The sequence below is a fragment of the Acidobacteriota bacterium genome (assembly GCA_004299485.1).
Taxonomy (GTDB): Bacteria; Acidobacteriota; Terriglobia; order Terriglobales; family SCQP01; genus SCQP01.
On record SCQP01000001.1, the window covers coordinates 481,687 to 504,792 of the forward strand.

25 protein-coding genes are annotated in these 23,106 nt (G+C 63.5%); 6 read left to right on the plus strand and 19 right to left on the minus strand.

What is annotated here, in order from left to right; all coding sequences use genetic code 11:
* Positions 1-83 precede the first annotated feature (83 nt).
* On the minus strand, positions 84-983 hold the full coding sequence (gene pgeF / locus EPN33_02215; GenBank protein ID TAN24600.1) for a peptidoglycan editing factor PgeF: 900 nt from the start codon (positions 981-983) through the stop codon (positions 84-86).
* Positions 984-1,108: 125 nt separating this feature from the next.
* Here pgeF and EPN33_02220 point away from each other — a divergent pair, with 125 nt between their 5' ends.
* Positions 1,109-1,786, plus strand: coding sequence for a peroxiredoxin (locus tag EPN33_02220; GenBank protein TAN24601.1), 678 nt, complete (start codon positions 1,109-1,111; stop codon positions 1,784-1,786).
* A 97-nt stretch (positions 1,787-1,883) separates the two neighbouring features.
* Here the strand turns inward: EPN33_02220 and EPN33_02225 are convergent, their stop codons facing one another.
* The 4 genes from EPN33_02225 to EPN33_02240 all read right to left on the minus strand — a co-directional run bounded on the left by EPN33_02225 (position 1,884) and on the right by EPN33_02240 (position 4,139).
* Positions 1,884-2,345 carry a transposase gene (locus tag EPN33_02225; protein TAN24602.1) on the minus strand — a complete coding sequence of 154 codons (462 nt, stop codon included), beginning with the start codon at positions 2,343-2,345 and terminating at the stop codon, positions 1,884-1,886.
* 98 nt (positions 2,346-2,443) lie between these two features.
* Positions 2,444-2,710 carry a hypothetical protein gene (locus EPN33_02230; GenBank protein TAN24603.1) on the minus strand — a complete coding sequence of 89 codons (267 nt, stop codon included), beginning with the start codon at positions 2,708-2,710 and terminating at the stop codon, positions 2,444-2,446.
* A gap of 143 nt (positions 2,711-2,853) precedes the next feature.
* Positions 2,854-3,609 (minus strand): hypothetical protein, encoded by a 756-nt coding sequence (locus EPN33_02235; protein ID TAN24604.1) that lies wholly within the window; start codon positions 3,607-3,609, stop codon positions 2,854-2,856.
* Positions 3,610-3,623: 14 nt separating this feature from the next.
* A complete protein-coding gene (locus EPN33_02240) occupies positions 3,624-4,139 on the minus strand; it encodes a hypothetical protein (GenBank protein ID TAN24605.1) in 516 nt (171 codons plus the stop codon).
* A gap of 231 nt (positions 4,140-4,370) precedes the next feature.
* Between EPN33_02240 and EPN33_02245 the strand changes: the two genes are divergently transcribed.
* Complete coding sequence (locus EPN33_02245) at positions 4,371-7,829, plus strand: carboxypeptidase regulatory-like domain-containing protein (GenBank protein TAN24606.1); 3,459 nt, start codon at positions 4,371-4,373, stop codon at positions 7,827-7,829.
* 391 nt (positions 7,830-8,220) lie between these two features.
* Here the strand turns inward: EPN33_02245 and EPN33_02250 are convergent, their stop codons facing one another.
* Genes EPN33_02250 through EPN33_02270 form a run of 5 tightly spaced genes read right to left on the minus strand, consistent with a single transcriptional unit; the run spans position 8,221 to position 11,346 of the window.
* Positions 8,221-8,739: a single-stranded DNA-binding protein gene (locus EPN33_02250; protein ID TAN24607.1), complete on the minus strand. Its 519-nt coding sequence runs from the start codon at positions 8,737-8,739 to the stop codon at positions 8,221-8,223.
* Between the two features lie 12 nt (positions 8,740-8,751).
* Positions 8,752-10,584 (minus strand): membrane protein insertase YidC, encoded by a 1,833-nt coding sequence (gene yidC, locus EPN33_02255; GenBank protein TAN24608.1) that lies wholly within the window; start codon positions 10,582-10,584, stop codon positions 8,752-8,754.
* Between the two features lie 6 nt (positions 10,585-10,590).
* Positions 10,591-10,830, minus strand: coding sequence for a membrane protein insertion efficiency factor YidD (yidD, locus tag EPN33_02260; GenBank protein ID TAN24609.1), 240 nt, complete (start codon positions 10,828-10,830; stop codon positions 10,591-10,593).
* Entirely contained in the window at positions 10,827-11,297 is a 471-nt protein-coding gene (gene rnpA / locus EPN33_02265; protein ID TAN24610.1) for a ribonuclease P protein component, read from the minus strand. The genes yidD and rnpA overlap by 4 nt, the downstream gene beginning before the upstream one ends.
* Positions 11,191-11,346, minus strand: coding sequence for a 50S ribosomal protein L34 (locus EPN33_02270; GenBank protein ID TAN24611.1), 156 nt, complete (start codon positions 11,344-11,346; stop codon positions 11,191-11,193). The genes rnpA and EPN33_02270 overlap by 107 nt, the downstream gene beginning before the upstream one ends.
* A gap of 293 nt (positions 11,347-11,639) precedes the next feature.
* Here EPN33_02270 and dnaA point away from each other — a divergent pair, with 293 nt between their 5' ends.
* The 4 genes from dnaA to EPN33_02290 all read left to right on the plus strand — a co-directional run bounded on the left by dnaA (position 11,640) and on the right by EPN33_02290 (position 14,369).
* The gene (gene dnaA, locus EPN33_02275) at positions 11,640-13,010 is read left to right on the plus strand and encodes a chromosomal replication initiator protein DnaA (GenBank protein ID TAN24612.1); all 1,371 of its coding nucleotides are present in this window, start codon (positions 11,640-11,642) and stop codon (positions 13,008-13,010) included.
* Between the two features lie 13 nt (positions 13,011-13,023).
* The gene (locus tag EPN33_02280; protein ID TAN24613.1) at positions 13,024-13,770 is read left to right on the plus strand and encodes an alpha/beta fold hydrolase; all 747 of its coding nucleotides are present in this window, start codon (positions 13,024-13,026) and stop codon (positions 13,768-13,770) included.
* Positions 13,771-13,893: 123 nt separating this feature from the next.
* On the plus strand, positions 13,894-14,091 hold the full coding sequence (locus EPN33_02285; protein TAN24735.1) for a CopG family transcriptional regulator: 198 nt from the start codon (positions 13,894-13,896) through the stop codon (positions 14,089-14,091).
* A 2-nt stretch (positions 14,092-14,093) separates the two neighbouring features.
* Positions 14,094-14,369, plus strand: a complete 276-nt coding sequence (locus EPN33_02290; protein TAN24614.1) for a type II toxin-antitoxin system RelE/ParE family toxin — start codon at positions 14,094-14,096, stop codon at positions 14,367-14,369.
* On the opposite strand, the gene EPN33_02295 is transcribed toward EPN33_02290, so the two are convergent.
* The 9 genes from EPN33_02295 to topA all read right to left on the minus strand — a co-directional run bounded on the left by EPN33_02295 (position 14,275) and on the right by topA (position 23,089).
* A complete protein-coding gene (locus tag EPN33_02295) occupies positions 14,275-15,345 on the minus strand; it encodes an alpha/beta fold hydrolase (GenBank protein ID TAN24615.1) in 1,071 nt (356 codons plus the stop codon). The genes EPN33_02290 and EPN33_02295 overlap by 95 nt on opposite strands.
* Positions 15,342-16,736: an argininosuccinate lyase gene (gene argH / locus EPN33_02300; GenBank protein TAN24616.1), complete on the minus strand. Its 1,395-nt coding sequence runs from the start codon at positions 16,734-16,736 to the stop codon at positions 15,342-15,344. Before argH ends, EPN33_02295 begins: the two co-directional genes overlap by 4 nt.
* Positions 16,733-17,926, minus strand: a complete 1,194-nt coding sequence (locus EPN33_02305) for an argininosuccinate synthase (protein ID TAN24617.1) — start codon at positions 17,924-17,926, stop codon at positions 16,733-16,735. The genes argH and EPN33_02305 overlap by 4 nt, the downstream gene beginning before the upstream one ends.
* Positions 17,923-18,921 (minus strand): ornithine carbamoyltransferase, encoded by a 999-nt coding sequence (gene argF, locus EPN33_02310; GenBank protein TAN24736.1) that lies wholly within the window; start codon positions 18,919-18,921, stop codon positions 17,923-17,925. Before argF ends, EPN33_02305 begins: the two co-directional genes overlap by 4 nt.
* Positions 18,922-18,954: 33 nt before the next feature.
* Positions 18,955-19,425, minus strand: coding sequence for an ArgR family transcriptional regulator (locus tag EPN33_02315; protein ID TAN24618.1), 471 nt, complete (start codon positions 19,423-19,425; stop codon positions 18,955-18,957).
* A 62-nt stretch (positions 19,426-19,487) separates the two neighbouring features.
* Positions 19,488-19,871 carry a hypothetical protein gene (locus EPN33_02320; protein ID TAN24619.1) on the minus strand — a complete coding sequence of 128 codons (384 nt, stop codon included), beginning with the start codon at positions 19,869-19,871 and terminating at the stop codon, positions 19,488-19,490.
* Between the two features lie 5 nt (positions 19,872-19,876).
* Positions 19,877-20,068 carry a hypothetical protein gene (locus EPN33_02325; protein TAN24620.1) on the minus strand — a complete coding sequence of 64 codons (192 nt, stop codon included), beginning with the start codon at positions 20,066-20,068 and terminating at the stop codon, positions 19,877-19,879.
* Between the two features lie 74 nt (positions 20,069-20,142).
* Entirely contained in the window at positions 20,143-20,505 is a 363-nt protein-coding gene (locus EPN33_02330) for a hypothetical protein (GenBank protein TAN24621.1), read from the minus strand.
* Between the two features lie 118 nt (positions 20,506-20,623).
* Complete coding sequence (topA, locus tag EPN33_02335) at positions 20,624-23,089, minus strand: type I DNA topoisomerase (protein ID TAN24622.1); 2,466 nt, start codon at positions 23,087-23,089, stop codon at positions 20,624-20,626.
* Positions 23,090-23,106: the final 17 nt, after the last annotated feature.

Sequence of the window (23,106 nt, forward strand, 5' to 3'; positions counted from 1 at the left end):
CAGAGCGTGGCATCAATGACATAGTGGTGGCGCGCTCCGTCTGCCCGAACTTAAACGAAGTATAGGCCGCTCAGGAGGCACTGTCAATCCGTGGCGGCCAGGCCGATAGCCGAGAGCATGCGGCCGGAATCACCGCGGCGATGCGAGTAAAACAGATCGGGCCGGCATCGGGTGCAGTAGGGCAGGACTTCGATCGCGGCGGGGGCGAGGCCGGCTTCCTCGAGTTGCGCGCGCAGCGCGGCTTGTAGATTGAGCCGGGCCGGAGAGGACGGATTCCAGCGGGGATCGCGGGGATGGCCAGGAGGCGCGCCGGTCATGAACAGCATAGGGTAGCGGTCGCGCACGGGGTCGGGTTCGGCGGCCTGAAACCAGGCCTCGGAGGAAGCGAAGCGGGCGGCGAAGGCCTGCTGAATTTCCGGACCGACCTCGTAGCAGCAGCCGCGGATGCAGGGACCGACGGCGGCAAGAACATCTTCAGGCTGCGTGCCGAATGCGGCCCGCATTTCGCCCACCGCGACGGCAGCGATGCGCGCCAGCGTGCCGCGCCAGCCGGCATGAACGGCGGCGATAGCGCGGTGGCGCGCATCGGCGAGCAGCACCGGGCAGCAATCGGCGGAGCGGATGGTCAGCAGCACGCCCCGGCGGCGGCTGAACATGCCATCGCCCGCCTGGCCGGGCTGCGGATCCTGCCAGACCAGATTGCTGTGAATCTGGCGGAGCATCAGCAGGAGTGGATGGTTGGGAATGCGATGCGGCTGCGGGTGCGATAAACCGCAGGCGCGCGTGCCAAAGGCGTGGCGGAGCCAGGGAAGCGCGCTTAGATTGCCGGCTCGCAGCAGGACATTGATTGGCGCGGGGCCCCGCTCGGCTACGCCGAGCGACCCGCTTGCGCGGGGCGGGCTGGGGCCCCATAGCCCTAGCCCGCCCCGCGTGTCTTCGTTCATGCATCCATGGTAATCTGTGGCTATGAAGTTCCTACCCATGTGCCTCTGTTGTTGCCGGCAACGGCGCTGAGGTGCGTGGGAACAGGTTTCGATCCAAATTTCGATCCCAACTGCTATAGCCCACCGCCTGGTGGGCTTTTTCACTTTTGAAAGGAATGTATCGCATGAGCACTGAAGTCGTCGAACGCACGCTGCCGCGCATCAATGAGCCGGCGCCGGAGTTTGAAGCCAAATCCACGCAAGGCCCGATCAAGCTGAGCGACTACAAAGGCAAGTGGGTGATGCTGTTTTCGCACCCGGCCGATTTCACGCCGGTGTGCAGCACGGAATTCATGGCGTTCGCCAAGCGCTACGCCGATTTCGAGAAGCTGGGGGTGCAGCCGATTGGGGTGAGCATCGACAGCGTCTTCAGCCACATCGCCTGGGCGCGGAGCATGGAGCAGCTTGGGGGAACAAAGATCCCCTTCCCTATCCTGGCGGACCTGGACATGCGCGTGGCGCAAAGCTACGGGATGATTCATCCCGGCGCCAGCGACACGGCGCCCGTACGGGCGGTGTTTTTCATCGACCCGAAGCAGGTGATCCGCGCGATCCTGTACTACCCGCAATCGACCGGACGGAGCGTGGATGAACTTCTGCGCGTGTTCGAGGCGCTGCAGACCACCGACCGCTTCAGCGTCTCAACGCCGGCGGACTGGCATCCGGGCCAGCCGGTGGTGGTGGGCCCGCCGCAGAGTCAGGCGGAGGCGGAAAAGCGGGTCGCCGACAAATCGCTCCACGTGCGCGACTGGTACTTATCGGAAAAGCAGCTCGAGCCAGGGGCGAAAGCCCAAAGCCGCTAAGCGCGGCTGCGCCCCACGCGAGTGCCTCACACGCTGTTCCATCTTTACTGGAGCAGCGGTGGGTCTCGTGCGCGGTGCTCCCCTTTTTTGGTCCAGTTCAGGTGAAACATTCAGCCGGTTGGGGGTCCTCATCGGACCGGTGGATACGGGAAGCGTCGGGCGGGCGGAGAGCCGAAGGCTCGGAGCCTGCCCGATGCTTCTGCGCTGCCTGGCTTGGGGTTAGGCCGTCCAGACCGCTGTGGGGGCGGACCTGGTTGTAGTCAGCACGCCAGGCAGTGACGACCGCGCGCAGGTGCGGGACAGTGGCGAACTCGTGAAGATTGAGACACTCGTCCCGCATGCGCCCGTTGAAGCTCTCGATGAAACCGTTCTGCATCAGCCGGCCAGCGGCGCCAGACCCGCCTCGTGGCAGCCCGCCAGACCGCCTTGGCGCCCGTCGGGTGGCCCTCCCGCCGCAGTTGCCGCCACAGCCGGCGTAGCCGTAGCGCGGCCGTTCGCCCGCCAGCTCCCGCAGACCGAGCCCCCACGCCGGCGCCTGCCTCCGGCTCCGCCAGCGCACGCTGCTGCGGTTTGCTCCCAGCACTTGGCAGGCCCGACGCTCACTCACCTCGTACCGCTGCCGCAGATACTGCGCTGCCGCACGCTGTGCGCCGAGCCCTACCATTTTTTTGCCAACACCGCCCGCAACATCTTGTTGTCCAGCGTTGCTTCTCCCAGCATCTGCCGTAACTGCCGGTTCTCCAGCTCCAGCACCGCCACCCGCTGCTGCTCCTCCGGCTTCATCCCTCCATACCGCGCCAGCCACCGGTACAGCATCGACCGTCCTAGTCCCAGCCGGCGGCATAGCCCCACCACTTCCGCTCCGCCTTTCATCTCCCGCACGATGCAGATGCGCTGCTCCTCACTAAACTTTCTCTCCCTCACTCCTCGCTCCTATCGCCTCCTGTCTCATTATCCCTGGACTAGTTTTGGGGGAGCACGTCAGTGGCTGAACAAAATGGAACTGCGGGGTGCGTCAGGATTTTGTGATAGAGGCGTCTGTAGCGACCAGTCGCGACGGGGGACTCTCAATGGCCGGGTGAAAATGCAATCTGCGGGAGGCGGGGGCGGCTGGCGGCCAACTGCGACCGCCACGTGGTCATGGTCTGGGCGAGGACGCCGGCAGCAGCCTCCATGTCATGCTGACTGTAGGTAAGTGTCGCTACCACACTCAAAGCGATCCGCGCCGGCGGGCGGGGATGTCTGCCTTTGGGATCAAAGGTGCTCAGCACGCGGCGTTCCACCACGGATTGACGCTCGAAATAGCGAACCGCTGCGCCGCGATTGCCTCCCGAACCGCCGGCGATACTCTGCAGCCGGGCTATGGTGGAGGGGAGCTCGGCCAGGAACACGGCCCGCGCGCTCATGAAGTGGCCCACGAGGCTCAGATTTCCCGCAACGGCCCCATCCGCATAGATCACGCAGCGATCTGTAACTGCCGGCACTCGGCCGGAATGCCAAGGAACGGTCAGCGGAACTTGAGCCCGTGGGGCCAGCGGTGGCATGAGGTGAATGCCGGGAATGGCATCGAACCAGCGCGATCCCTGCGAGCTGAAGCCGAATGGCAGGCGGGTAACGTAACTCACGGCGTAGGCGGTCGCCGGAGCGTGATAACGGTTGGTGATAAGCACCTTCCAAAAATGGATCTGCCTGCCATTGGGTCCGCGGATCGTCGTCGCGACGGGCGTAGAAATCTGGAGCAGCGGGACCGGTGCCCCAGCCGGGCTGGCGACCTGAGCGGCACCCGCTCCCGCGAGGCTGCACACGACAGCGAGAGCGGTCAAGATTGACCGCGGCCTCACTGCAAAAGCCCTGACGGAGCGGAACAACTGTAGCTTTGGTATCCCTCGCGCCCGATGTACAACTGCTCATTCACATCCAGGTAGCAATTCTGCTTATCGGCGCCGCAGCCCTGGTCTGCCACCCCATGCTCGATGTCGTAGTTGTCCCAGTACACCTGGTCAGATGGCATGTCGACGCTGAATCGCGGCGGGGCCGCGTGGACCGTCTCTTGCGGGACATACTTGCAGGGGCCATTGCAGACCAGATGTCCTCCGCTGCAACCGGTCAGAATCATGTCGTTGGCGTCGACGATGTGATAGCCGGTGGCATCGGTAAACCCGACGACATAGACGTCATAGCCCCCACACCCGCCTTGAAAGCTGAGCGTTGTGCTGTTTCTCGGACATGCGGCGGAAGGATCAGCCTGCGTTCCCGCATGGCGCACGTTCACGCCGCCCGCTGCACCTGCCACGAGGACAAATGCAATGAGGGCGCTCAGAGGCAGAGACAGTACACGAAGCCTCCAGCTCATACAACCCCCCTTTCGGGAGTCATTCTTGCTCCGGACGGAAGCAGTTGTCAAGGGGTCACGTACATAGTCAGTACGCGTTCAATGCCCGCCTCCCCGGAGCACGGGACCTCGGCAGTTGGAGGCTTGGCTTGACAAGCGTGCATGCCGACGCGATAGACTGGCGCTGGATACGGAACCAGAATTTTTGTCCGGACGCGCGGAACCAAGCGTCAGCCGGGCGCGGGAGGTGCGATGGGCAGGGTACTGCAGGCGCTGGTTTTTGCCAGTCTTTTAGGAGTTTTTTACGTACCGGCGGTGCGGGCGCAGTCGAACTCCACAGGAGCCATTGCGGGCACGATCACGGACGCTTCCGGGGCAGCCGTACCGGCCGCGCAAGTGACCGTCATCAATCTGCTAAGCGGGGAGCCGCTCGTGGTTGCGACTGGACGCTGGGGCCAATACGAGCTGCCCTTTCTGGCGCCCGGACTCTATCGAGTCATCGTGACCAAGGTTGGTTTCGCACACGCCAACATCGCCCCGGTTACTGTCGCGGTGACTCAGACAGCCACCACGAATATCCAGTTGCAGATCGGCCCGAAGGTGCAAACGATCGATGTGACATCGCCGGGACCAATGCTGCAGACGCACTCGGCCGAGACCGGGTCGGTGACCGCGGGATCCACGATCACCCGGCTGCCGCTGGTCAGCCGCAACTACCTGCAGATCGTGGGCTTGAACCCCGGCATTGCAACCACCCCCACCAATGCCGCCGACATCGGGCGGGGAGGCAGCGCCGAAGCACGGAATCTCTCGGTGAACGGGGGAATCAGCAACGACAACAACTTCGAAATGAACGGCATTGGCGTCAACGACGTGTTTGGCGCAGGTGTCTTCACGGGCGGAGTCCCGACGCCCAGCCCGGACGCCATCGAGGAATTCAAGGTCGTGACCAGCCCCTACGACGCGTCGAACGGCCACAACGCCGCCGCCAGCGTGGACGTGATTACCAAAGCCGGCAGCAATCAAACTCACGGAACCGCGTTCGAGTTTTTACGCAACTCGGCGCTGAACGCCAATGATTTTTTTGCCAACCGCGTTCCAGCGCCGCCGGGGCAGAGAGCCCCGCGCGGCGTGCTCGATCAGAATCAGTTCGGGGCCGCAGTGGGCGGGCCAATCGTAAGAAACAAGTTGCAATATTTCGGCTCTTACCAGGGAACGCGACAGCGCAACGGGCTAACGACCAACTGCGCCAGCGAGGTGGCGTTACCTCCTCTGAGCAACGACCGATCCGCCGCAGCCATCGCCAAACTCTTCAACGGACAGCGCGGCTACATCCAGACCGAACTCGGGGGCGTCGGGCCTGCGATCGATGAGAACTCGCCGCAAACCGGCTATAACATCAATCCGATCGCACTCAAGCTGCTGCAGATGAAGGGACCGGATGGCGGCTATCTGATCCCCACGCCGCAAACCACCGACCCCACGGCCACAAGCTTCGACTCCCGAGGTCTGGCCGATTTCAGCCAGGCGTGCACCTTCACCGGCAATCAATACATTGCCAACTTCGATTGGTTGCGTACCGAGCACAGCCAATTGCGACTCCGTTTCTTTACCGCGACCGACCACACCACTTTCACCCTCCCTGGCTCTTCGTTAACCCGGACCGCCATACCTGGGTTTCCCTACCTGAACTCCAACAACTTCTACACGCTGTCGCTGACCCACACACACACCTTCAGCGCTAAAGTGGTCAACCGGCTCGAGGGCGGATTCAATCGCAGCTTCAGCACCCTGCTCCAAGGCGAAGCATTCGGGTGGAGCGATCTTGGTTCCACCGTTCCCTTCGGCAATGCTGAGCCGGCAATTGGCATCGCCGGCGTGGGGCTGGGCGGAGGAGGCCAGGACACGATTTTTGCGCAAAACACATTCGATCTGAAGGACGATCTCGCGTGGGTCGACGGGCGGAGCGTGCTGCACCTGGGCGCTGAGGCGAGCCGCAGCCAGATCAACTCGCCTTATCTGCGATACGCCAGCTCGGCCCTCTTCCCCACCTTTGCCGATTTTCTGCTGGGCCTGAACGCACAGCAGAACGGCACCGCAGCCGCGGGCGCGCCCTATAGCAACGAGCTGCTGGATGCAGGCCTGACGGGCGAGCTGGGCCGCTATTACCGCCTGAATGACGGGGACATCTACCTCGAAGATCAATGGCAGGCGAGCGCACAATTCACGGTTACGGCCGGCCTGCGCTGGGAGCACCTCGGCGACTTTTACGACACCCGGGGCCGGGCCGTCGAGCTGAATTTAGCGCGGGTCGATCCGCAACCGGGGGCAGGTTCGCTCGCCGGCTATGTCGTGCCCTCGAACTACCCCCTGGCCCTGCCCAGCGGGGTAGTTCGGAGCCCCAACCGCAGCGCCCTTAGGGGTGCCGGCACGAGCGTGCTGGAGCCGCGCATCGGCTTCGCCTGGCGCGTGCTGGGCAGCGAGCGCACCGTACTGCGCGGGGGTTACGGGACTTTTAGCAGCAGCACCGGCGGCCTGGGCCTTTACCAGGCGATCAGCTCGGCTCCTTTTGCCTACGTGTTGCTCAACGAGGGGCCGGCCAATGCAGCCGCGACGCTGGCTAACCCGCTGCCGCAGCCCGTGCCGCCACTTCCCCAATGGGTGCCCTATCAGGCGTCCAATCAACAGACCTTCCAGGGCATTGACGAGAACTGGCAACCAGCCACCTTCCAGCATTACGGCTTGGACATGCAGTGGCTGCTATCGCAGAACCTGATGCTGGAAGCCGGCTACGCCGGAAGCCGCGGCACTCATCTCGCTGCGGCCACCATGGTGGACCAGGCACAACTGGCAAGCCCCGCCCATCCGATTCGCGGGGTCACCGACAATACCGTCGCCAACGTCGCGGAACGCGAGCCCTACATGGGATTCTCGGTGCCCGGGCTCGTGCTGAGCGAACCCCGGGGGGCGTCTTGGTATAACGCGCTGGACCTGAGCCTGCAAAAGCGTTTCAGCAGCGGCCTGCAGTTTCTAGTCTCCTACACTTGGGCACGCGATTTGACGGACGTGCCCGGGGTGGTCACCGGCGCTGGCGAGGGCACGAGGATCTACGGCAACCAGTTGGATCTGCGGCAAAATTACGGTCCGGAAGGATTTATCCGGCCCCAGCGGCTGGTGGTCAGCTATCGGTACGACCTACCGGACCTGCCCAATTGGGCGCTGCTGCGCGGCTGGTCGGTCGCCGGAGTGACAACGATCCAATCCGGGGATTACCTCTCCGCCGCCCTGAGCAACGACACCAGCAACATCTTTGGCGTCCCGAACAATAAACCCAACTTTACGCCCGGCTGCGTGGTTGCGAAAAGCGGATCCGTGGAAAGCCGGCTCAGCAGCTATTTCAACACCCGTTGCTTCCGTGTGCCCGTTATTGCGGGCACGCACGACACGACCTTCGGCGACGCGCCCGTCGGCAACATAACCGGACCGCGCGAAGTCATGTTTGACGCTTCGATTCAGAAAGATCTCGGCCTGCACTGGCTGGGGGAAGCGAGCAGCGCCAGATTCCGCACGGATTTCTTCAACCTGTTCAATCATCCGGTGTTCGGCGACCCCAGCACCGATTTCAACCCGCAGTCCAGCACCGGGGTAATTCTGGGCCCGACGGTGGTGAACCCGCGCGTGATCCAGTTCGGCTTGAAGCTGGAGTTCTGATTCGCCGCGCCGGCACCGACGTGGTGATCACCTACTTCGCCCGCATCGCCGCCGCCAAGCTGTAAGGACGCGAAGCTACCCCGCCGGCAGCGCAAGATCTGCCAGGGGGTGCGCTAGTGGCTCGCCACTTTTTGCCCTGGTCGCTCCCGTTGGTCGCTGGGAGTGCGGGCTTCGATTCCCGGCAGGGTCCGCCCGCTGGCGCTCAGGGCTCCTCCAAGCTGCCGCCAGCGGGAGCTGGGAAGCTGGTTGGTTGGACGACGCCCCGAGGAATAGTCACGTTCGCGGGAGCGCGGCAGAGCACAGCGTCGCGCAGGCGATGGTAGACCTGCTGGACAAAAGGCGACGAGCCACCCACGTGCCCTCTCCACCACGCCCCGCCCCGACCCGGCGTTTATAAACGGCGATATTCTTTCCGGACAGGGGGGGCAGCAGGCCGCGAGCCGGGCAGGCGGACGACGATATGCCGGTCGTGGCCAATGCCTTCGCTTTCACTCGACAGCCCGGCTTCCTCGCGCAGCGCCAGATGCACGGTGCGGCGGTCGCGGGAGTTCATGGGCGCAAACGCGTAGGGCAGGCCGGTCTTGCGCACGCGCTCCGCGGCCATTTTGGCGAGCGCACGCAGTTCCTCGACGCGCATCTGGCGGCGGCCCTGACAGTCGAACAGCACGCGATGATGTTCGTCGGGCAGGAAGCGTAGCGTCTCAAAGGCCAGATATTCGATCGAGCGCAGCAGCTCGCCATCGTCGGCCAGCAGTAGGCCCGCGTCCTGGCCGGAAAAGTCGACGACGATCTCCGGACCTTCGCCGTCGGGCGCAGGCGGCGTCAGAAACTGAAATTGCAGCCGGAAGTGGCCTTCGCGCACCACCGTCTCCAGGAACTCACGCAGACGCTCTTGCTTTTCCGCTTCCATAGGCCTCCCGCCTTACCGCTTGGGGCTGACGACTTTGCCCTCGATCACTTTCTTTTTCCCCGTGCTTTTGCCGCTCGCAATCTGATCGCGCTCTTTCGCTTTATCGTGCGCGGCGACATCGGCTATCGCTTTGTCGTTATACGTCTTATTCGCCACCCATTGCTGGCCGGTGCTGATGACGTTATAGCCGAGATAGTAGAGGTTCACGCCGCTCGGCAGATAGAAGAAGAACCAGCCCACGAAAATCGGCATCGCCCACTTCATCAACTTCGCCTGGCGCGGATCCTGGCCCGGCGTCATGGGCATGAGAGCGGTCATGAAGAACTGCGAAATCACCAGCAGAATCGGCAGGATGTAGTACGGATCCTTGGCCGACAAATCGTGAATGTAGCCGATCCAGGGGGCATGGCGCAGCTCGAACGCCGTCTCCAGCATTTCCCAGAAGGCATAGATCAGCGGGAGCTGAATCAGCATCGGCAGACAACCGCCGAGCGGATTCACGCCATGCTCGCTGTAGACCTTCATGATCTCCTGCTGCACCTCCTGGCGGCGGGGATCACGCATGGGATAGCGCTTCATCTTGGCGTTGAGCGAGTTGATCTTGGGCTGCAGCGCCATCATCTTGGCCTGCGACTTCTGCGCCATCATCTTCAGCGGGAAGGTGGCCATGGTGATGATGAAGGTGATGAACAAAATCGCCCAGCCGTAATTGGGAACCCAATGCACGTAGGTCCAGTTCATCCACAGAAACAGCGGCTCGGCGACAAAGCTGAACCAGCCGAAATCGACCAGGCCACGCAGCGCCGGATCCGCCGCGCTCAGCAGCGAGAGTTTTTTGGGACCGACAAAGACGCGGGTGGAAATCGGCCCGCCGGTCGAGATCGCCAGCCCGACCGTATCCACCGGCTTATTCGTGGTGACGTTGCCGCTGGCATCGACCAGGCGCGGCTTGTACTGGTTCTTGAGCCGGGTGACGGTAAGCGAAGGCTGCTGGTTGGGCAGGAAGGCCATGGCGAAGTAATGGTCTTCCACGCCCACGAACTGGAACACGCCCTGCTCGGTGGTGCCGGTGTTGACGTCTTTGCCTTTGATGGTTGTGACACTGCTGCCGGACTGATGGAACAGCTTCTCGGTATCAAAATCTCCGGGCGCTGGCCGGTCGCCAAAGGCGCCTTGCCAGGCCAGCGATGCGCCTACAGGCTGGCCGTCGCGCGTCAGGCTGGCATCGACTTCGACTTCATAGCTGTTGCTGAAGGTAAACGTCTTTTTCGCGAGCAGCGAACCGTTCGACCAGGTGAAGGTCAGAATCTGATCGCCGTTCGCGGCGGTGCGTTCACGGAATTGATACAGCGCATTGTCAAGCTGCTGGCGCAGAGCTGCGTCCTTGCTCCAGAACGCCAGCGGGTAACCGAATTCTTTCGAAAAGCTCGGACCCACAACATCGAGCGGCTTGCCGGCGTCGTCTTTGTACTGCGTCAGAACCCAGGAATGTACGTCGGCGCCGCGGTTGCTGAAAACGACCTTGAACGCGGGCGTGTTGACGGTAATCGCTTGTTCGCCGTGCGCCGCAATCGGTGCGGCTTTGGGCGCGGCCTTGGCCGGCGCCGTCTTAGCCGCCTTGGCCCCTGCGGCCGGCGCCACGCTGACGCTCGGCGGCACGCCGCTTGGCTTCGCCGCCGGAGCCTGGGCGGTTATCGGCGCCTTCTTCTCCGCCTGTTGCGGCGTCGGCATCTTCGAGTCCTTGTTGAGGAACGGCATCACGACCAGAAACAGCGCAAACATCAGCCCCAGCGCCACAATGAGGCGGCGTTCAAAACCGGGATCGTCGTTGTTGTTTAAAGCCATGTTGAGCTACGCGTGTTTATGTCTCTGCGGAACCGGATCAAACCCGCCCGGGTGAAAGGGATGGCAGCGCAACAGCCGCCACACCGCCATGCCCGTCCCGCGGATCACCCCAAACCGCTCGACCGCCTGCACCGCGTACTCGCTGCAGGTGGGATAAAAGCGACAGGAAGGCGGCAGCGCGGGAGAAATCACGCGCTGGTAGCCGCGCAGGCAAAACCGAACTGCGGTTTTGGGCCAGTCCCTCATGATTGTTTCGCGCCCAGAGTGGCGCACAACTTCTCGATCTGCACGCTCAGCTCCCGGGCCAATTCCTCAAAACTTGCCTCGGCCACCGCGGGCCGGGGATTAATGACGAAGTCTCCCCGGCAGCCCGCCAGGTCGGGCAGACGGCGAAGCAGCTCGCGGGTGCGGCGGCGGATGCGATTGCGCAGCACCGCGTTCCCGAGTTTCTTCGAAGCCGTAATACCGAAGCGGGCGCCCGCGTGCGGGCGCGTCATCGCGAACACCGTGAAGTGGCGCGACGAGCGGCGCACGCCTTGCTCATACGTCGTCCGAAAATCGGCGCGACACAACAGCCGCCGCGATTTTCTCCAGCGGGCCGAGTCGTTAGTCGCGGTATCCGGCGCTGACGGCAACGCGTTTACGCCCTTTCGCCCGCCGGCGGGAGAGCACGGCGCGCCCGTTCTTCGTGGCCATGCGGGCGCGGAAGCCATGGACCTTACTGCGGCGCCGCCGATTGGGTTGAAAAGTTCGCTTGGGCATAATCTTGACGCCAGTGCGTTCTCATGCGCACGCTTCGAGAGAAAAATTCGCTGCATGCAAGGGGCGCACCCGCCACTCCCGCCTCGCCAAGGCCAACGGCAGGACACGAGCACACTGGACTTTAGGTAGTATAGCCGCCCTCCGAGATGGCGGCAAGCAGCAGCCAAACGCGGCCGCAAAACCTACGAAGAAAAAATTTTCCATTCTGGGTGCTCCGGAGTACCAAGTTCGTGAGATGCTATCCACCGCTGCCCCCTTTCGGGCAGTCGAGGCAGTCGGCGAGTTCGGAACGCATGGCGCAATCTTCGGCCAAAACACAAACCACTTGGGACAGCATCCTGGGCGAGATCCGCAAGAGCGTGAATCCGTACCGCTTCAATACCTGGCTGCGCCCCACCCGGCAGGAGGGACTAGCCGAGGGGACGCTGGTCATCTCGGTGCCCAACGCCGAGCTGCAGCAGGTGAATGAAAAATTCCGGCCGCAAATTGATCAGGCAATTCATCGTCTGCATCTGGACGGCACGGTGCAGCGGGTCGAGGTGGTGGTTGCCGCCGCCGCTGCGGCTATCGCCGCGGTAGCGGCGCCAGTAACTCCGGAGCGGCCGGAGCAGCGCAAGCTCGAGTTCGACACCGGTACCTTGAAGCCTGAGTACACGTTTGAGACCTTCGTGGTGGGAGGCTCGAATCAGTTTGCCCATGCGGCCGCGCAAGCCTGCGCCGAACGCCCGGGGCGCGCCTACAACCCGCTGTTTTTGTATGGGGGAGTAGGAATGGGCAAGACCCACCTGATGCACGCCATCGGCCACCGCACTAAGGAACTGGGGCGTCCGGTGCGCATCGAGTACGTGACCGCCGAGGATTTCACCAACGAAATGATCACCGCCCTGCGGCACGACAACATGGGCGGCTTCCGTGACCGCTACCGCTCGGTGGACGTGCTGCTGATCGACGATATCCAGTTCATCGCCAATAAGGAGCGCATTCAGGAAGAGTTCTTCCACACCTTCAATGCGCTGCATGGCGCCGGCAAACAGGTGGTGGTCTCCAGTGACCGGCCACCGCGCGAGCTGGTGCAACTGGAAGAGCGCATGCGCTCGCGCTTTGAATGGGGCTTGAGCGCTGATTTGCAGCCCCCCGATCTGGAGACGCGCACCGCCATCCTGATGGAGAAGGCGCAACTGGAACGGCGCAAGCACCCCGGCGCGCTCGAGCTGAGCGCGGACGTGGCCGGCTTTATCGCCTCCAAGATCAAGAGCAACGTGCGCGAGCTCGAAGGCGCGATGGTGCGGCTGCTGGCCTACTGCACCCTCAAGGGTCTGCCGGTGACCATCCCCACCGCGCAAGAAGCCCTGAAGAATTTGCTCGACCAGCAGCAGCGCAAGCTGGACATCGAGATCATCGCCAAGGCCGTGGCCGAAGCCTTCAACCTGCGCGTCCTCGACCTCAAGGCCCGCAACAACAGCCAGCAGATTGTGGTGCCCCGGCAGGTGGCGATGTACCTCACGCGGCAGTTGCTGGGCATCTCGCTCCCCGAAATTGCGCGCTACTTCGGCGGCAAGCACCACTCGACGGTGATTCACTCCATCCGCAAAATCGAGCAGGAGCGCCTGACCAACCAGGCCCTGGCGCGCACCCTGGCGCACCTCACCGAGCAGTTGCAGTAGGAGCACACCCACGATCTATCGCACCCGCTTCCGCCGCGAGATCGTGGCGGAGTTTGCCGTGCCGGCCGAGCGGCGCAGCGGCCGCATCATTATCCTGTTCGATGGCATGCCGTCGCTGCCGCGCAAGCAGCCGTTGCTGGTGTGGCTGGCGGCGCGCGGCTACTGGGTCATCTATCCGCGCTGGCGCGGAGCGTGGGAGAGCGACGGCCAATTTCTGCAACAGTCACCGGAACGGGATCTGCACGACATTCTCGATGAGTTGCCACGCGGGTTGCGCGACCCGGCGTTCGGGCAGGAGTTCCGGCTGAAGCCGAAGCACATTTACGTGATCGGCGGCAGCTTTGGCGGCACCGCGGCGCTGCTGGCGGCGCTCGATCCGCGCGTTGAAAAAGTGGTTGCTAGCTGCCCCGTCGTGGACTGGAGCATTCTCGGACAAGAGCCAAGGAAAGAGACCTCGAATCCGAGCTACCCCGCCTTCATTCACGACGCTTTCGGCAACGGCTATCGCTTGAGCGCGAAGAACTGGAACAAGCTGCGCGGCGGCAAGTTCTTCAATCCGGCGGCAAAGACGCGTGAACTGGACGGATCGAAAATCCTGATCTTCCACGCCAAGGACGATCCCTACATTCCCTGGCGCGGTGTCGAGCGCTTCGCGCATGCGACCGGCGCTCGGCTGCGCCTGCTCGACCGCGGCGGCCACGTCCGCACCGAACTCATCGTCCACCGCTACTGGCGCACCCTCGCCGCTTTTTTCGGATGACAGTGCTACCTTGTGTGCATGAAGAGAACCGCAACCAAGGCCGTTAGCGTGCGTCTGCGGCACGACATTCAGCAACGGCTGGAACGGCTCGCGCAGGCAAGCGGTCGCAGGACCAGTGTCGTTGTGGCTGACGCGGTCGAGAAATTCCTCGACGAACAGGAGGATCTGGCGGCGGATTTGGATGCCATTGAAGCGGGCATGAAAGCAGGCCACTATATTCCTGACGATGCGATGCGCGCCTGGCTCTTGTCATGGGGAACCGGCCACGAACTTCCCCCGCCACAATGTGCCTGCGGCCGTGACCATGGCTCCGCCAACTAACGGTGGCGAGGGTCGAGTGGTCACGCCGTGCGCTGTCCGATTTGCAAGCCATTCACGACTACGTGGCAGCGGATCGACCGGATGCGGCAGACCGCCTGAGCCTGCGAACCGCCTTTGTGTCGCTGTGGCTTCGCAGCTTTCCCTTCGCTGGCCGCGCCACCCGCAAAACACGAGTCCGGGAGATCATTGTCGACGGTACGCCCTATCGGCTGGTCTATCGGGCGTCGAGGCAGTCGGTGCGGATTCTGCGAGTGCGGCACGGTCGAAGGGCGGACTAGCCTGGAGGGCGCCGGCGCAAAACTCGACCACGCGGTGTTCGGCCCAGTAGACCCCTTCGCCCGAGCGGCGGGAGTTGATGAAGCCGCAGTGGCCGCCGTGCAGTGTGCACCGGAAGTCGATGGCGGGGTTGGCCGCAAGCAGTGCGCGCGACCCGGGCGTGATGACGATGAAGGGATCGTCTTCGGCGTTGAGCACCAGCGTAGGGACGCGGATCGCCTCCAGCACGCGCGCGGCGCTGGCATGCTCGTAATAGTCGACGGCGTCGCGGTAGCCGGTGAACGGGCCGGTAAAAACGTCGTCAAAGGCGCGCACGGTGTCCAGGCCGTCGAGCTTTTCGACCGGATAGCGGCCGGGAAAACGCGCGGCGTGGCGCCGGATACGCTGCTTCAGCTTCACCAGAAAACGCCGCTCATAGAAATAGTTCCTCTTGCGGTTCAGTGCCGTCGCACAGGCGTCGAGATCGAGACAGGGCGATACGGCAACGACGGCGCGCAGGCCATCGGGTGGGTGGTCCGCGCACTCGCCTGCATATTTGAGCACCAGGTTACCGCCCATCGAGTAACCGGCCAGAGCGACTTCGGTGACCAGCGGACGGCTCAGGAGCCACTCCAGCGCCAGCTTCACATCGCCGCTCATGCCCGAGTTGTAGAGCGAGGCGCAGCGCGTTTCGGCGTCGCCGCAGCCGCGCACGTTCATGCGGACGACGTGCAGGCCGCGCGCCAGCGCCAGCTCGGCCGTGGTGAGCATGTAGCCGGCCTCGCTCGATCCTTCGAGGCCATGGACGAGCAGCAGCGCCGGCGCGGCCTGCGGCTGCCAGTGACTCCGCAGCAGCAGGTCCACGCCTTGGGTGATGGGCAACCAGTCGGAATGCGCGGGGGGCAGATGGACGCGGCGCGGCCGCAGAAAGGAATAAACCGTGTTTGTGTGGCCGTTACGCAGCCACCAGGGCGGCCTGAAAACCGGAAAGTCGCTCACTCTCCAGTATCACCGAAGATCTTTTGTGCGACGCGGGCGGCCTGATGGCGCACCTGCGCGGGCGCGGTGCCGCCGGTGAAGCTGCGGCGCGCGACGGAGGCTTGCGGCGTAAGGGCGTGAATGGCGGCTACATCGAAACGAATCCCCGGCGCGATGGCGGCCAGCTCGGCTTCAGAAAAATCACGGAAGTCGCGCTCCTGCTCCTGCGCCGCAGCGATAATGCGGCCGACGGCCTGATGCGCGCGGTGAAACGGCGTTCCCGCTGCCACCAGCACATCCGCCAAATCCGTCGCCAGCAGCGCCGGATCCTGAACGGCGCTTTTGGCGGCGATCGGGTTGACCGTCGTGGTTTTCACCACGCCGGCAGCCATGGTGAGCACGGCCAGAGAAGTTTCGACGGCGTCGAAGACCGGCTCTTTGTCCTCCTGCAAATCGCGGTTGTAGGCCAGCGGCAGGGATTTCAGCAGCACCAGAAGCTGCTGCAGGTGCGCCAGCGAGCGGGCGCTTTTGCCGCGAATGAGCTCGAGCGCATCGGGATTTTTCTTTTGCGGCATGAGGCTGCTGCCCGTGCTGTAGGCGTCGCCCAGTCGCAGCCAGCCGAATTCGGCGCTGGAGTACAGAATCCAATCCTCCGCCCAGCGCGACAAATGCACCCCCAGCAAAGCCAGTGCGAAAACGATCTCGACCGCAAAGTCGCGGTCCGCGACCGCATCGAGGCTGTTCTGGCTGACGCCGGCGAAACCGAGTTCGCGCGCCTGCGCCTCGCGCTCGCAGGCATAGGGCGTGCCGGCCAGCGCGCCGCTGCCTAGCGGGCAGGCCGCATCCAGGCGGGTAAAGGCATCGGCAAGCCGCCCATGATCGCGCAGCAGCATTTCCGCGTAGGCGAGCGTGTGGTGCCCCAGCGAAACCGGCTGCGCCCGCTGGAGGTGGGTGTAACCGGGAATCACGATGTCGGCGTGCTCGCCGGCGAACCCGGCAAGCGCCGCCAGCAGCGACGCGAGCGCGTGAACGAGCGGGGCTCGCTGCGAGCGCAGCCACAACCGGAGATCCAGCGCCACCTGTTCATTGCGGCTGCGGCCGGTCTGGAGTTTGGCCGCCGCTTCGGGCGCCACCGCTGCCAGGCGCTGGGCAATGTAGGTGTGAACGTCTTCGATGTCGTCCTGGCAGGCCGGTGGCGCGCCGGCAAATTCGGCCGCAAGCTGCTCGCAGGCGGACGCCAGGGCTGCGGCTTCCTCCGCGCTCAGCACACCGGCCCGCGCCAGGCCCTGCACGTGCGCCCGCGTGCCCACCGCTTCCGCCCACGCCAGCCGGCGGTCAAAAGCGAACGACGCCGAGAGGCGCTCAAACTCGGGCGCAATGGGCTCGCGAAACCGCCCGCCCCATAATTTCATTTCTTCCCTGCCAGGAGTGCCGACATCTTGAGCGGCAGGCCGACCAGATTAATGAAGCCGGCGGCGTCTTTCTGGTCGTACAGATCGCCCATGGTGAACGAGGCCAGAGCATTCGAGTACAGCGAATGGGGCGAAGTGCGGCCCGCGACCAGAGCGTGACCTTTGTGCAGCTTGAGCCGGATTTCGCCAGTGGTCTGCGCCAGTGCGCGGTTCATAAAGGCGTCCAGCGCCTCGCGCAGCGGCGTGAACCAAAGGCCGTTGTAAACCAACCGCGCGTATTCGAGGCCAAGCTGGTGCTGGATGGTGGCCAGCGCGCGATCGAGCGTCAGCGCTTCCAGCTCCCGCAGGGCGGTGACCAGCAGCGTGCCACCCGGGGTTTCGTAAGCGCCGCGCGATTTCATGCCCACAAAACGATTTTCCACCAGATCAATGCGGCCGATGCCGTGCCTTCCGGCCAGTTCGTTGAGTTGGGTGAGCAGCGGCACGGCCGCGAGCGCTTCTCCGTTCACGCTCACCGGCACGCCGGCGGCGAATCCGATGGAGACGTACTCGGGCTGATCCGGTGCCTCGGCCAGCGAACGCGTCAGCAGCCAGACATCCTCCGGCGCTTCCTGTTCCGGATCTTCCAGTGCGCCGCCCTCATGGCTGATGTGCCAGATGTTCTGATCACGGCTGTAAATCTTCTTCTCGCTCTGCTCCACAGGTACGTTGTGGGCGCGGGCATACGCCAGCGCGTCTTCGCGCGACTGGATGTCCCACTCGCGCCAGGGAGCGATCACCTGCAACTGCGGCGCCAGCGCCTTGTAGGCCAGCTCGAAGCGCACCTGATCGTTGCCCTTGCCGGTGCAGCCGTGCGCAACGGCATCGCAGCCGCTGGCGAGCGCGACCTCGACCTGCTTTTTGGCAATCAGCGGACGCGCCATGGACGTGCCCAGCAGATACTTGTGGTCGTACACGCAGCCCGCCTTGAGCGTGGGCCATACGTAGTCGGTGAGGAATTCCTCCGCCACGTGCGCCACGACGACCTCATCGGCGCCCGTCTTCAGCGCCTTGGCGCGGAGCTTGTCGTAGTCGTCGCCCTGCCCAACGTCGGCGATGACGGCCACGACGGGTGCGGGGTAATGCTCTTTGAGCCAGGGAATGATGATGGAGGTGTCGAGACCTCCGGAATAAGCAAGCGCGATCTTCATGAAGCTTTGCGGTCCTTTACGTTGCCGAGAATGAGCGACGCGAGAATGGCTTTTTGCGCGTGCAGCCGGTTCTCGGCCTGTTGATACACGAGCGAATTGGGTGAATCAATCACCGAGGCAGTGACTTCGAGGCCGCGGTGCGCGGGAAGGCAGTGTAGGAATTTGGCGCCCGGCCGCGCCCGGGCCATCAGCGCATCATTGACCTGATAGCTAGCGAACTCGCGCGCGCGCTGGGTCTGCTCGGCCTCCTGGCCCATGCTGGCCCAGGTGTCGGTGTAGACCGCATGGGCCCCGCGCAGCGCCGCGCCAAGCTGATTGCCCACCGTGATTTTCGCGCCCGATTTGCGCGCCATCTGCTGCGCCCGCTCGACCACAGTTTTGTCGGGCTCGTAGCCGTGCGGTGTGGCCACCGCCATCTGCACGCCTGCGAGCGCGGCGGCTTCGAGCAGCGAATGGCAGGTGTTATTGCCGTCGCCGACGTACGCCAGTTTGATGGCGGGAAAATCGTCAAAGGTTTCGCGCAGCGTGAGAAAGTCGGCCATCGCCTGGCAGGGATGGCTGTGATCGCTCAGACCATTGATGACCGGTACCGCGCTGGCGCCGGCAAGCATCTCGATGGATTCATGGCCGAAGGTGCGGGCCACGATGGCGTCCATCCAGAGCTCGAGATTGCGCGCCACATCGAGGATGTCCTCGCGCTCGCCCAGCGGCGATTCGGTGAAGTCCAGAAACACCGCGTGGCCGCCCATTTCCTGCATGGCTACGTCGAAAGTGACGCGGGTGCGCAGCGACGGCTTCTCAAAGATCATCGCCAGGCCGCAGCCGGCAAGCAGATCACGGTAGCGGCCGGGGTGGACCTTGATATCGGCAGCGAGATCGAGCAGCGCCAGGAACTCTTTACGGCTCAGCGCCGACAGATCGATCAAGTCGCCGACAGCAAGCCGCGGCAGCCGGGGTGCGGGAATCGGGTACGGAGGCGGGCCGCCGTTGCCCATGCGCGGGTTCAACAGGTTGGTCTTCACAGATGGCTATTCCTTTGCAGAGGGATGGGCGCTGAGCAGTTCCTGCAGGCGCCGTTCGACGGTGAGGCGGAGACGGGGATTGGCAAAAACCAGCAGGACGGTGTCATCGCCGGCAAGCGTGCCCGCCAGCTCGTTCCAGCCGGCGCGGTCGACCGCGGCAGCGACGGTGGGAGCCGCGCCGGAGGCAGTTTTAATGACCAGGAGATTTTGCGCCGGCCGCAAGTCCCGGCCGAACTCATGAATGATGTGCTTGACGTCCGCCGCCGCGGGCGCGGTGGCGGCGGGGGCCTCGGCGCCGAGCTCGGCATAGCCGGTAGGTGTTTTGACCACACCCAGGGCCTTGAGGTCCCGCGAGAGCGTCACTTGCGTAGCGGCAATGCCGGCGCGCCGCAGGGCCGCCGCCAGCTCGGCCTGCGAATGCACCGCGCGCTCGCGCACCAGCTTGAGAATCTGTTCCTGACGATAGTTCCGCGCCACAGCCGCCCACCTGACGAATAATTATTCGTCAACTGAATAATTAAACACCTGGGCGGGCTTTGTCAAGCCGGCGGACGCACGGAAATCGGGAAACGCCGGATTTCGGTGTGGTCCTTCACCGTCATGGTGACCGTCGCGGTCCAGTCACCGGCGCCGGGCAACGTGCCGCGGCCTTCATAGACGCCATTGCCACGTGGATCCAGTCGAATCTGTACCGGCGGTCCGGTGCGCGCAGGCAGCGAGAGGGCGACCATCGCGGCGCCGCCGTCGACCGGCGCGCCCTGGCTGGTGAGCAGCAGCGAGCGGAACAGCGCCGGCGCACCCGCAACCGGCGGACTGGGATTGGTCATGAGCTCCAGCTTCCAGACAACCGCCTTGGGCGCCGAATGACAGCCCGCCAACACCAGTAGCAGCAAGAGCGGCGCGAAGCGAAAAAACCGGGACACGCTTTTTAGTATGCCCGCGCTTTGGCGCCCGCGGGCGAAAGTCCGCCAGCAATGATCTTCGCCTCGCGCATGACGATCAACGTCAGCAGTTGGGCAGTGTCCGTTTTGGCCTGATTGAATATAGCAGCAGCGGAGGGCGTGGGCATTTGGACGTTGCAATGCCCGGCGACTACGGATCCCCCCTCGAACTTAGACACCGCACGGTGAATTTTGGGCAATAAAAAAAGGGCGGGCCTTTCGGCCCGCCCTTCCGTGTGTTGCTTCCGCAGACTTACTTGGAAGCGGTGTGGTGCCGCCGCGTCCGAGACTTGTAGACGTGAACTTCGGTCACGGTGATGGTGCCGTTGTCGATCGTGCCAGTCAGACGGGCATTGTGACCAACCGCATCCGTAACCTTGTCCTGATTGGCGATCTGCAGGACTTCGCCGCTACGCTCGACCAGAACCGCCGGCGAGCCGCCCTTGACGCAGGTAACCGCACATTCGCTGGTCTTGGCACCGGGATGGGTCATGGCCTTGTTAGTGGAGCATTTGGCATCCATGACGTAGCCCGAAACGTGTGTGGGGGCTGCGAAACAGAGGGTGAAGAAACCGAAAGTGGCGACCAACGTCGCCAGAGTGAACAACTTTTTCATGCGACCTTTCTCCTTCAGCAAATCGATTTTGCAAAATCTACCGTGAAGTGACACACCCTAAAAGCCATATTAAACCATTCTGGCTTCTAGGTTGTTGGACTCGGCTCGCGGGCAGGGGTTACTTTATTACGCTCGCAGCGTCTGGAACGGTTTCCTCCGCCGGCCGGCTATACCCGCAGCCTTCGTTGGGACAGGCGATTACGGGGCCGGCTTTGAGGAATTTCTTCACCAGGTAGGGATGGCGGCAGTTGGGGCAAGGCTCCGGAACCGGACGCTGCCAGAGGCTGAAGTCACATTCCGGGTAACGGGTGCAGCTATAGAACGTTTTGCCGCGTTTCGACCGCTTTTCCGCTACGTCGCCAATCTTGCATTTCGGGCATTTGAAGCCCTCGACCAGATTCTGCTGGATGTACTTGCACTCGGGGTAGCCACTACAGGCGGTAAATTCCCCATAGCGGCCATGCTTGACCACCAGCGGCTTGCCGCACTGCGGGCAGGGAGTGTCGAGCTTGCGGTCGGGAACTTTCTGCTGAGCGTCGAGGCGGCGAGTGGTTTTGCAATCCGGATAGCCGGTGCAGGCCCAGAATTGGCCAAAACGGCCGCGCTTGAGCACCATGGGACGGCCGCAGTTCTCGCAGAACTCCTCTTTTTCCTGGCTGGCGTCGGCAGAATCGAGGTCAGGAGCGTCGAGTGCGATCTCGCGTGTGTTGGTGCACTCCGGGTAGCCGCTGCAAGCCAGGAAAGAGCCGTGCTTGCCCCAGCGGATGACCATGGGCTTGCCGCACTTCTCGCAGACGTGCTCGGTCGGCTTCTCCATCCGCTTGTAGTCGACCATGTGCTTGGAGGCGTAGTCGAGATTGGCGGAGAAGCGTTTGTAAAAGTCGGCGAGCGCGTCAGTCCACTTTTCGCGGCCTTCCTCGATTTCGTCCAGCGTCTCCTCCATCTTGGCGGTGTACTGGAGCTCGAAGATGTCCTTGAAATTCGTGGTCAGCAGCTCGGTGACCACCTGGCCCAGCTCGGTGGGATGAAACTTGCCGCCCACCTTGGTGACGTAGCCGCGATCCTGGATGGTCGACAGAATCGCCGCGTAGGTGGATGGCCGGCCAATTCCCTTCTCTTCCAGCTCCTTCACCAGCGAGGCTTCGGTGTAGCGCGGCGGCGGCTCGGTGAAGTGCTGCTCGCTCTTGAGACTCAGGAACTTGAGTTCCTGGCCTGCGGTGAGCGCAGGCAACTTGTGCTTCAGCGCCTCGTCGTCATCATCGGCCTTGTCTTTGCTCTCGTCGTAGACCTTCAGAAAACCGTCGAACTTCAGTACCGAGCCGGTGGTGCGGAGCTGATACTCCGCCGCGCCATCGACTTTGGCGCGTATATCCACGCCGGTCTGATCGAACACCGCCGGCGGCATCTGCGAGGCGACGAAACGCTGCCAGATGAGCTTGTAGACCTTGTACTCGTCTTCGCCCAGGTACTTCTTCACCGACTCAGGGTCGCGCAGCGCCGAGGCCGGGCGGATGGCTTCATGGGCGTCCTGCGCGCCTTTCTTTGTGGCGAAGCGGTTGGCCTGCGGGGGCAGATAATCACTGCCAAACTGCGCCTGAATAAACTGCCGCGCCTCGGTCAGGGCGTCTTCGGAAACGCGGGTCGAGTCGGTGCGCATGTAGGTGATGAGGCCGACGAGACCTTCCTTGCCGAGTTCCACGCCTTCGTAGAGGCGCTGCGCGATCATCATGGTGCGCTTGACGCTGAAGCGGAGCTTGCGGCTGGCATCCTGCTGCAGCTTGCTCGTGATGAAGGGCGGCAAGGGATTGCGCCGCCGCTCTTTGGTCTCCACCGTCTGCACGCGGTAGCGGGCCGCTTCCAGGTCCTTCTGCAGCTCGGCCGCGGCTTCGGCATTGCCAATTTCGATTTCCTGCTTGGGCAGGGTTCCGTCGGCTTCGACCCGGCGGGTCAGGCGGGCGTCGAAATAGGGCGCTTTGCCGCCAGAAAGGTGCGCATCAAGGGTCCAGTACTCCTGCTTGACGAAGGCCTTGATCTGGGCCTCACGCTCAACCACGAGGCGCAGGGCCGGCGTCTGCACACGGCCGGCAGAAATGCCGCGCCGCACGCGATCCCAAAGCAGCGGCGATATCTGATAACCCACGATGCGGTCCAGGGCACGGCGCGCCTGATAAGCGTCGACCAGGTTCTGATCGATCTCGCCGGGGTGGGCAAAGCCCTCCTGCACGCCGCGCTTAGTGATCTCGTTGAAGGCCACGCGCCGCATGGGCTTGTCGCCGTTGGCCGGGCCATGGAGCTCGTGGGCCAAGTGGAAACAAATGGCCTCGCCTTCGCGGTCCGGGTCGGCCGCCAGGTAGATGGCCTTGGCCTTTTTGGCCTCTTTTTTAAGCTGGGCGAGAACCTTTTCTTTACCGGGTATGACGACGTAGGTGGGCTCGAAATGATTGTCAATATCAACGCCCAGGTCGCGCTTGGGCAGATCCATGACATGACCGAGCGAAGCCAGCACTTCGTAGTCGGGACCCAGATATTTGGTGATGGTTTTGGCCTTGGCAGGCGACTCAACAATAACGATGGATTTGGCCATGACGATGCAGGGCCGCG

Excerpts from the sequence above, each read along its gene's own strand:
- pgeF (TAN24600.1), bottom strand. The coding sequence starts at position 983 with ATGGGTAGGAACTTCATAGCCACAGATTACCATGGATGCATGAACGAA.
- EPN33_02220 (TAN24601.1), top strand. The coding sequence starts at position 1,109 with ATGAGCACTGAAGTCGTCGAACGCACGCTGCCGCGCATCAATGAGCCG.
- EPN33_02240 (TAN24605.1), bottom strand. The coding sequence starts at position 4,139 with ATGAGCTGGAGGCTTCGTGTACTGTCTCTGCCTCTGAGCGCCCTCATT.
- EPN33_02245 (TAN24606.1), top strand. The coding sequence starts at position 4,371 with ATGGGCAGGGTACTGCAGGCGCTGGTTTTTGCCAGTCTTTTAGGAGTT.
- EPN33_02250 (TAN24607.1), bottom strand. The coding sequence starts at position 8,739 with ATGGAAGCGGAAAAGCAAGAGCGTCTGCGTGAGTTCCTGGAGACGGTG.
- yidC (TAN24608.1), bottom strand. The coding sequence starts at position 10,584 with ATGGCTTTAAACAACAACGACGATCCCGGTTTTGAACGCCGCCTCATT.
- yidD (TAN24609.1), bottom strand. The coding sequence starts at position 10,830 with ATGAGGGACTGGCCCAAAACCGCAGTTCGGTTTTGCCTGCGCGGCTAC.
- rnpA (TAN24610.1), bottom strand. The coding sequence starts at position 11,297 with ATGGCTTCCGCGCCCGCATGGCCACGAAGAACGGGCGCGCCGTGCTCT.
- EPN33_02270 (TAN24611.1), bottom strand. The coding sequence starts at position 11,346 with ATGCCCAAGCGAACTTTTCAACCCAATCGGCGGCGCCGCAGTAAGGTC.
- dnaA (TAN24612.1), top strand. The coding sequence starts at position 11,640 with ATGGCGCAATCTTCGGCCAAAACACAAACCACTTGGGACAGCATCCTG.
- argH (TAN24616.1), bottom strand. The coding sequence starts at position 16,736 with ATGAAATTATGGGGCGGGCGGTTTCGCGAGCCCATTGCGCCCGAGTTT.
- EPN33_02305 (TAN24617.1), bottom strand. The coding sequence starts at position 17,926 with ATGAAGATCGCGCTTGCTTATTCCGGAGGTCTCGACACCTCCATCATC.
- argF (TAN24736.1), bottom strand. The coding sequence starts at position 18,921 with ATGGGCAACGGCGGCCCGCCTCCGTACCCGATTCCCGCACCCCGGCTG.
- EPN33_02330 (TAN24621.1), bottom strand. The coding sequence starts at position 20,505 with ATGAAAAAGTTGTTCACTCTGGCGACGTTGGTCGCCACTTTCGGTTTC.
- topA (TAN24622.1), bottom strand. The coding sequence starts at position 23,089 with ATGGCCAAATCCATCGTTATTGTTGAGTCGCCTGCCAAGGCCAAAACC.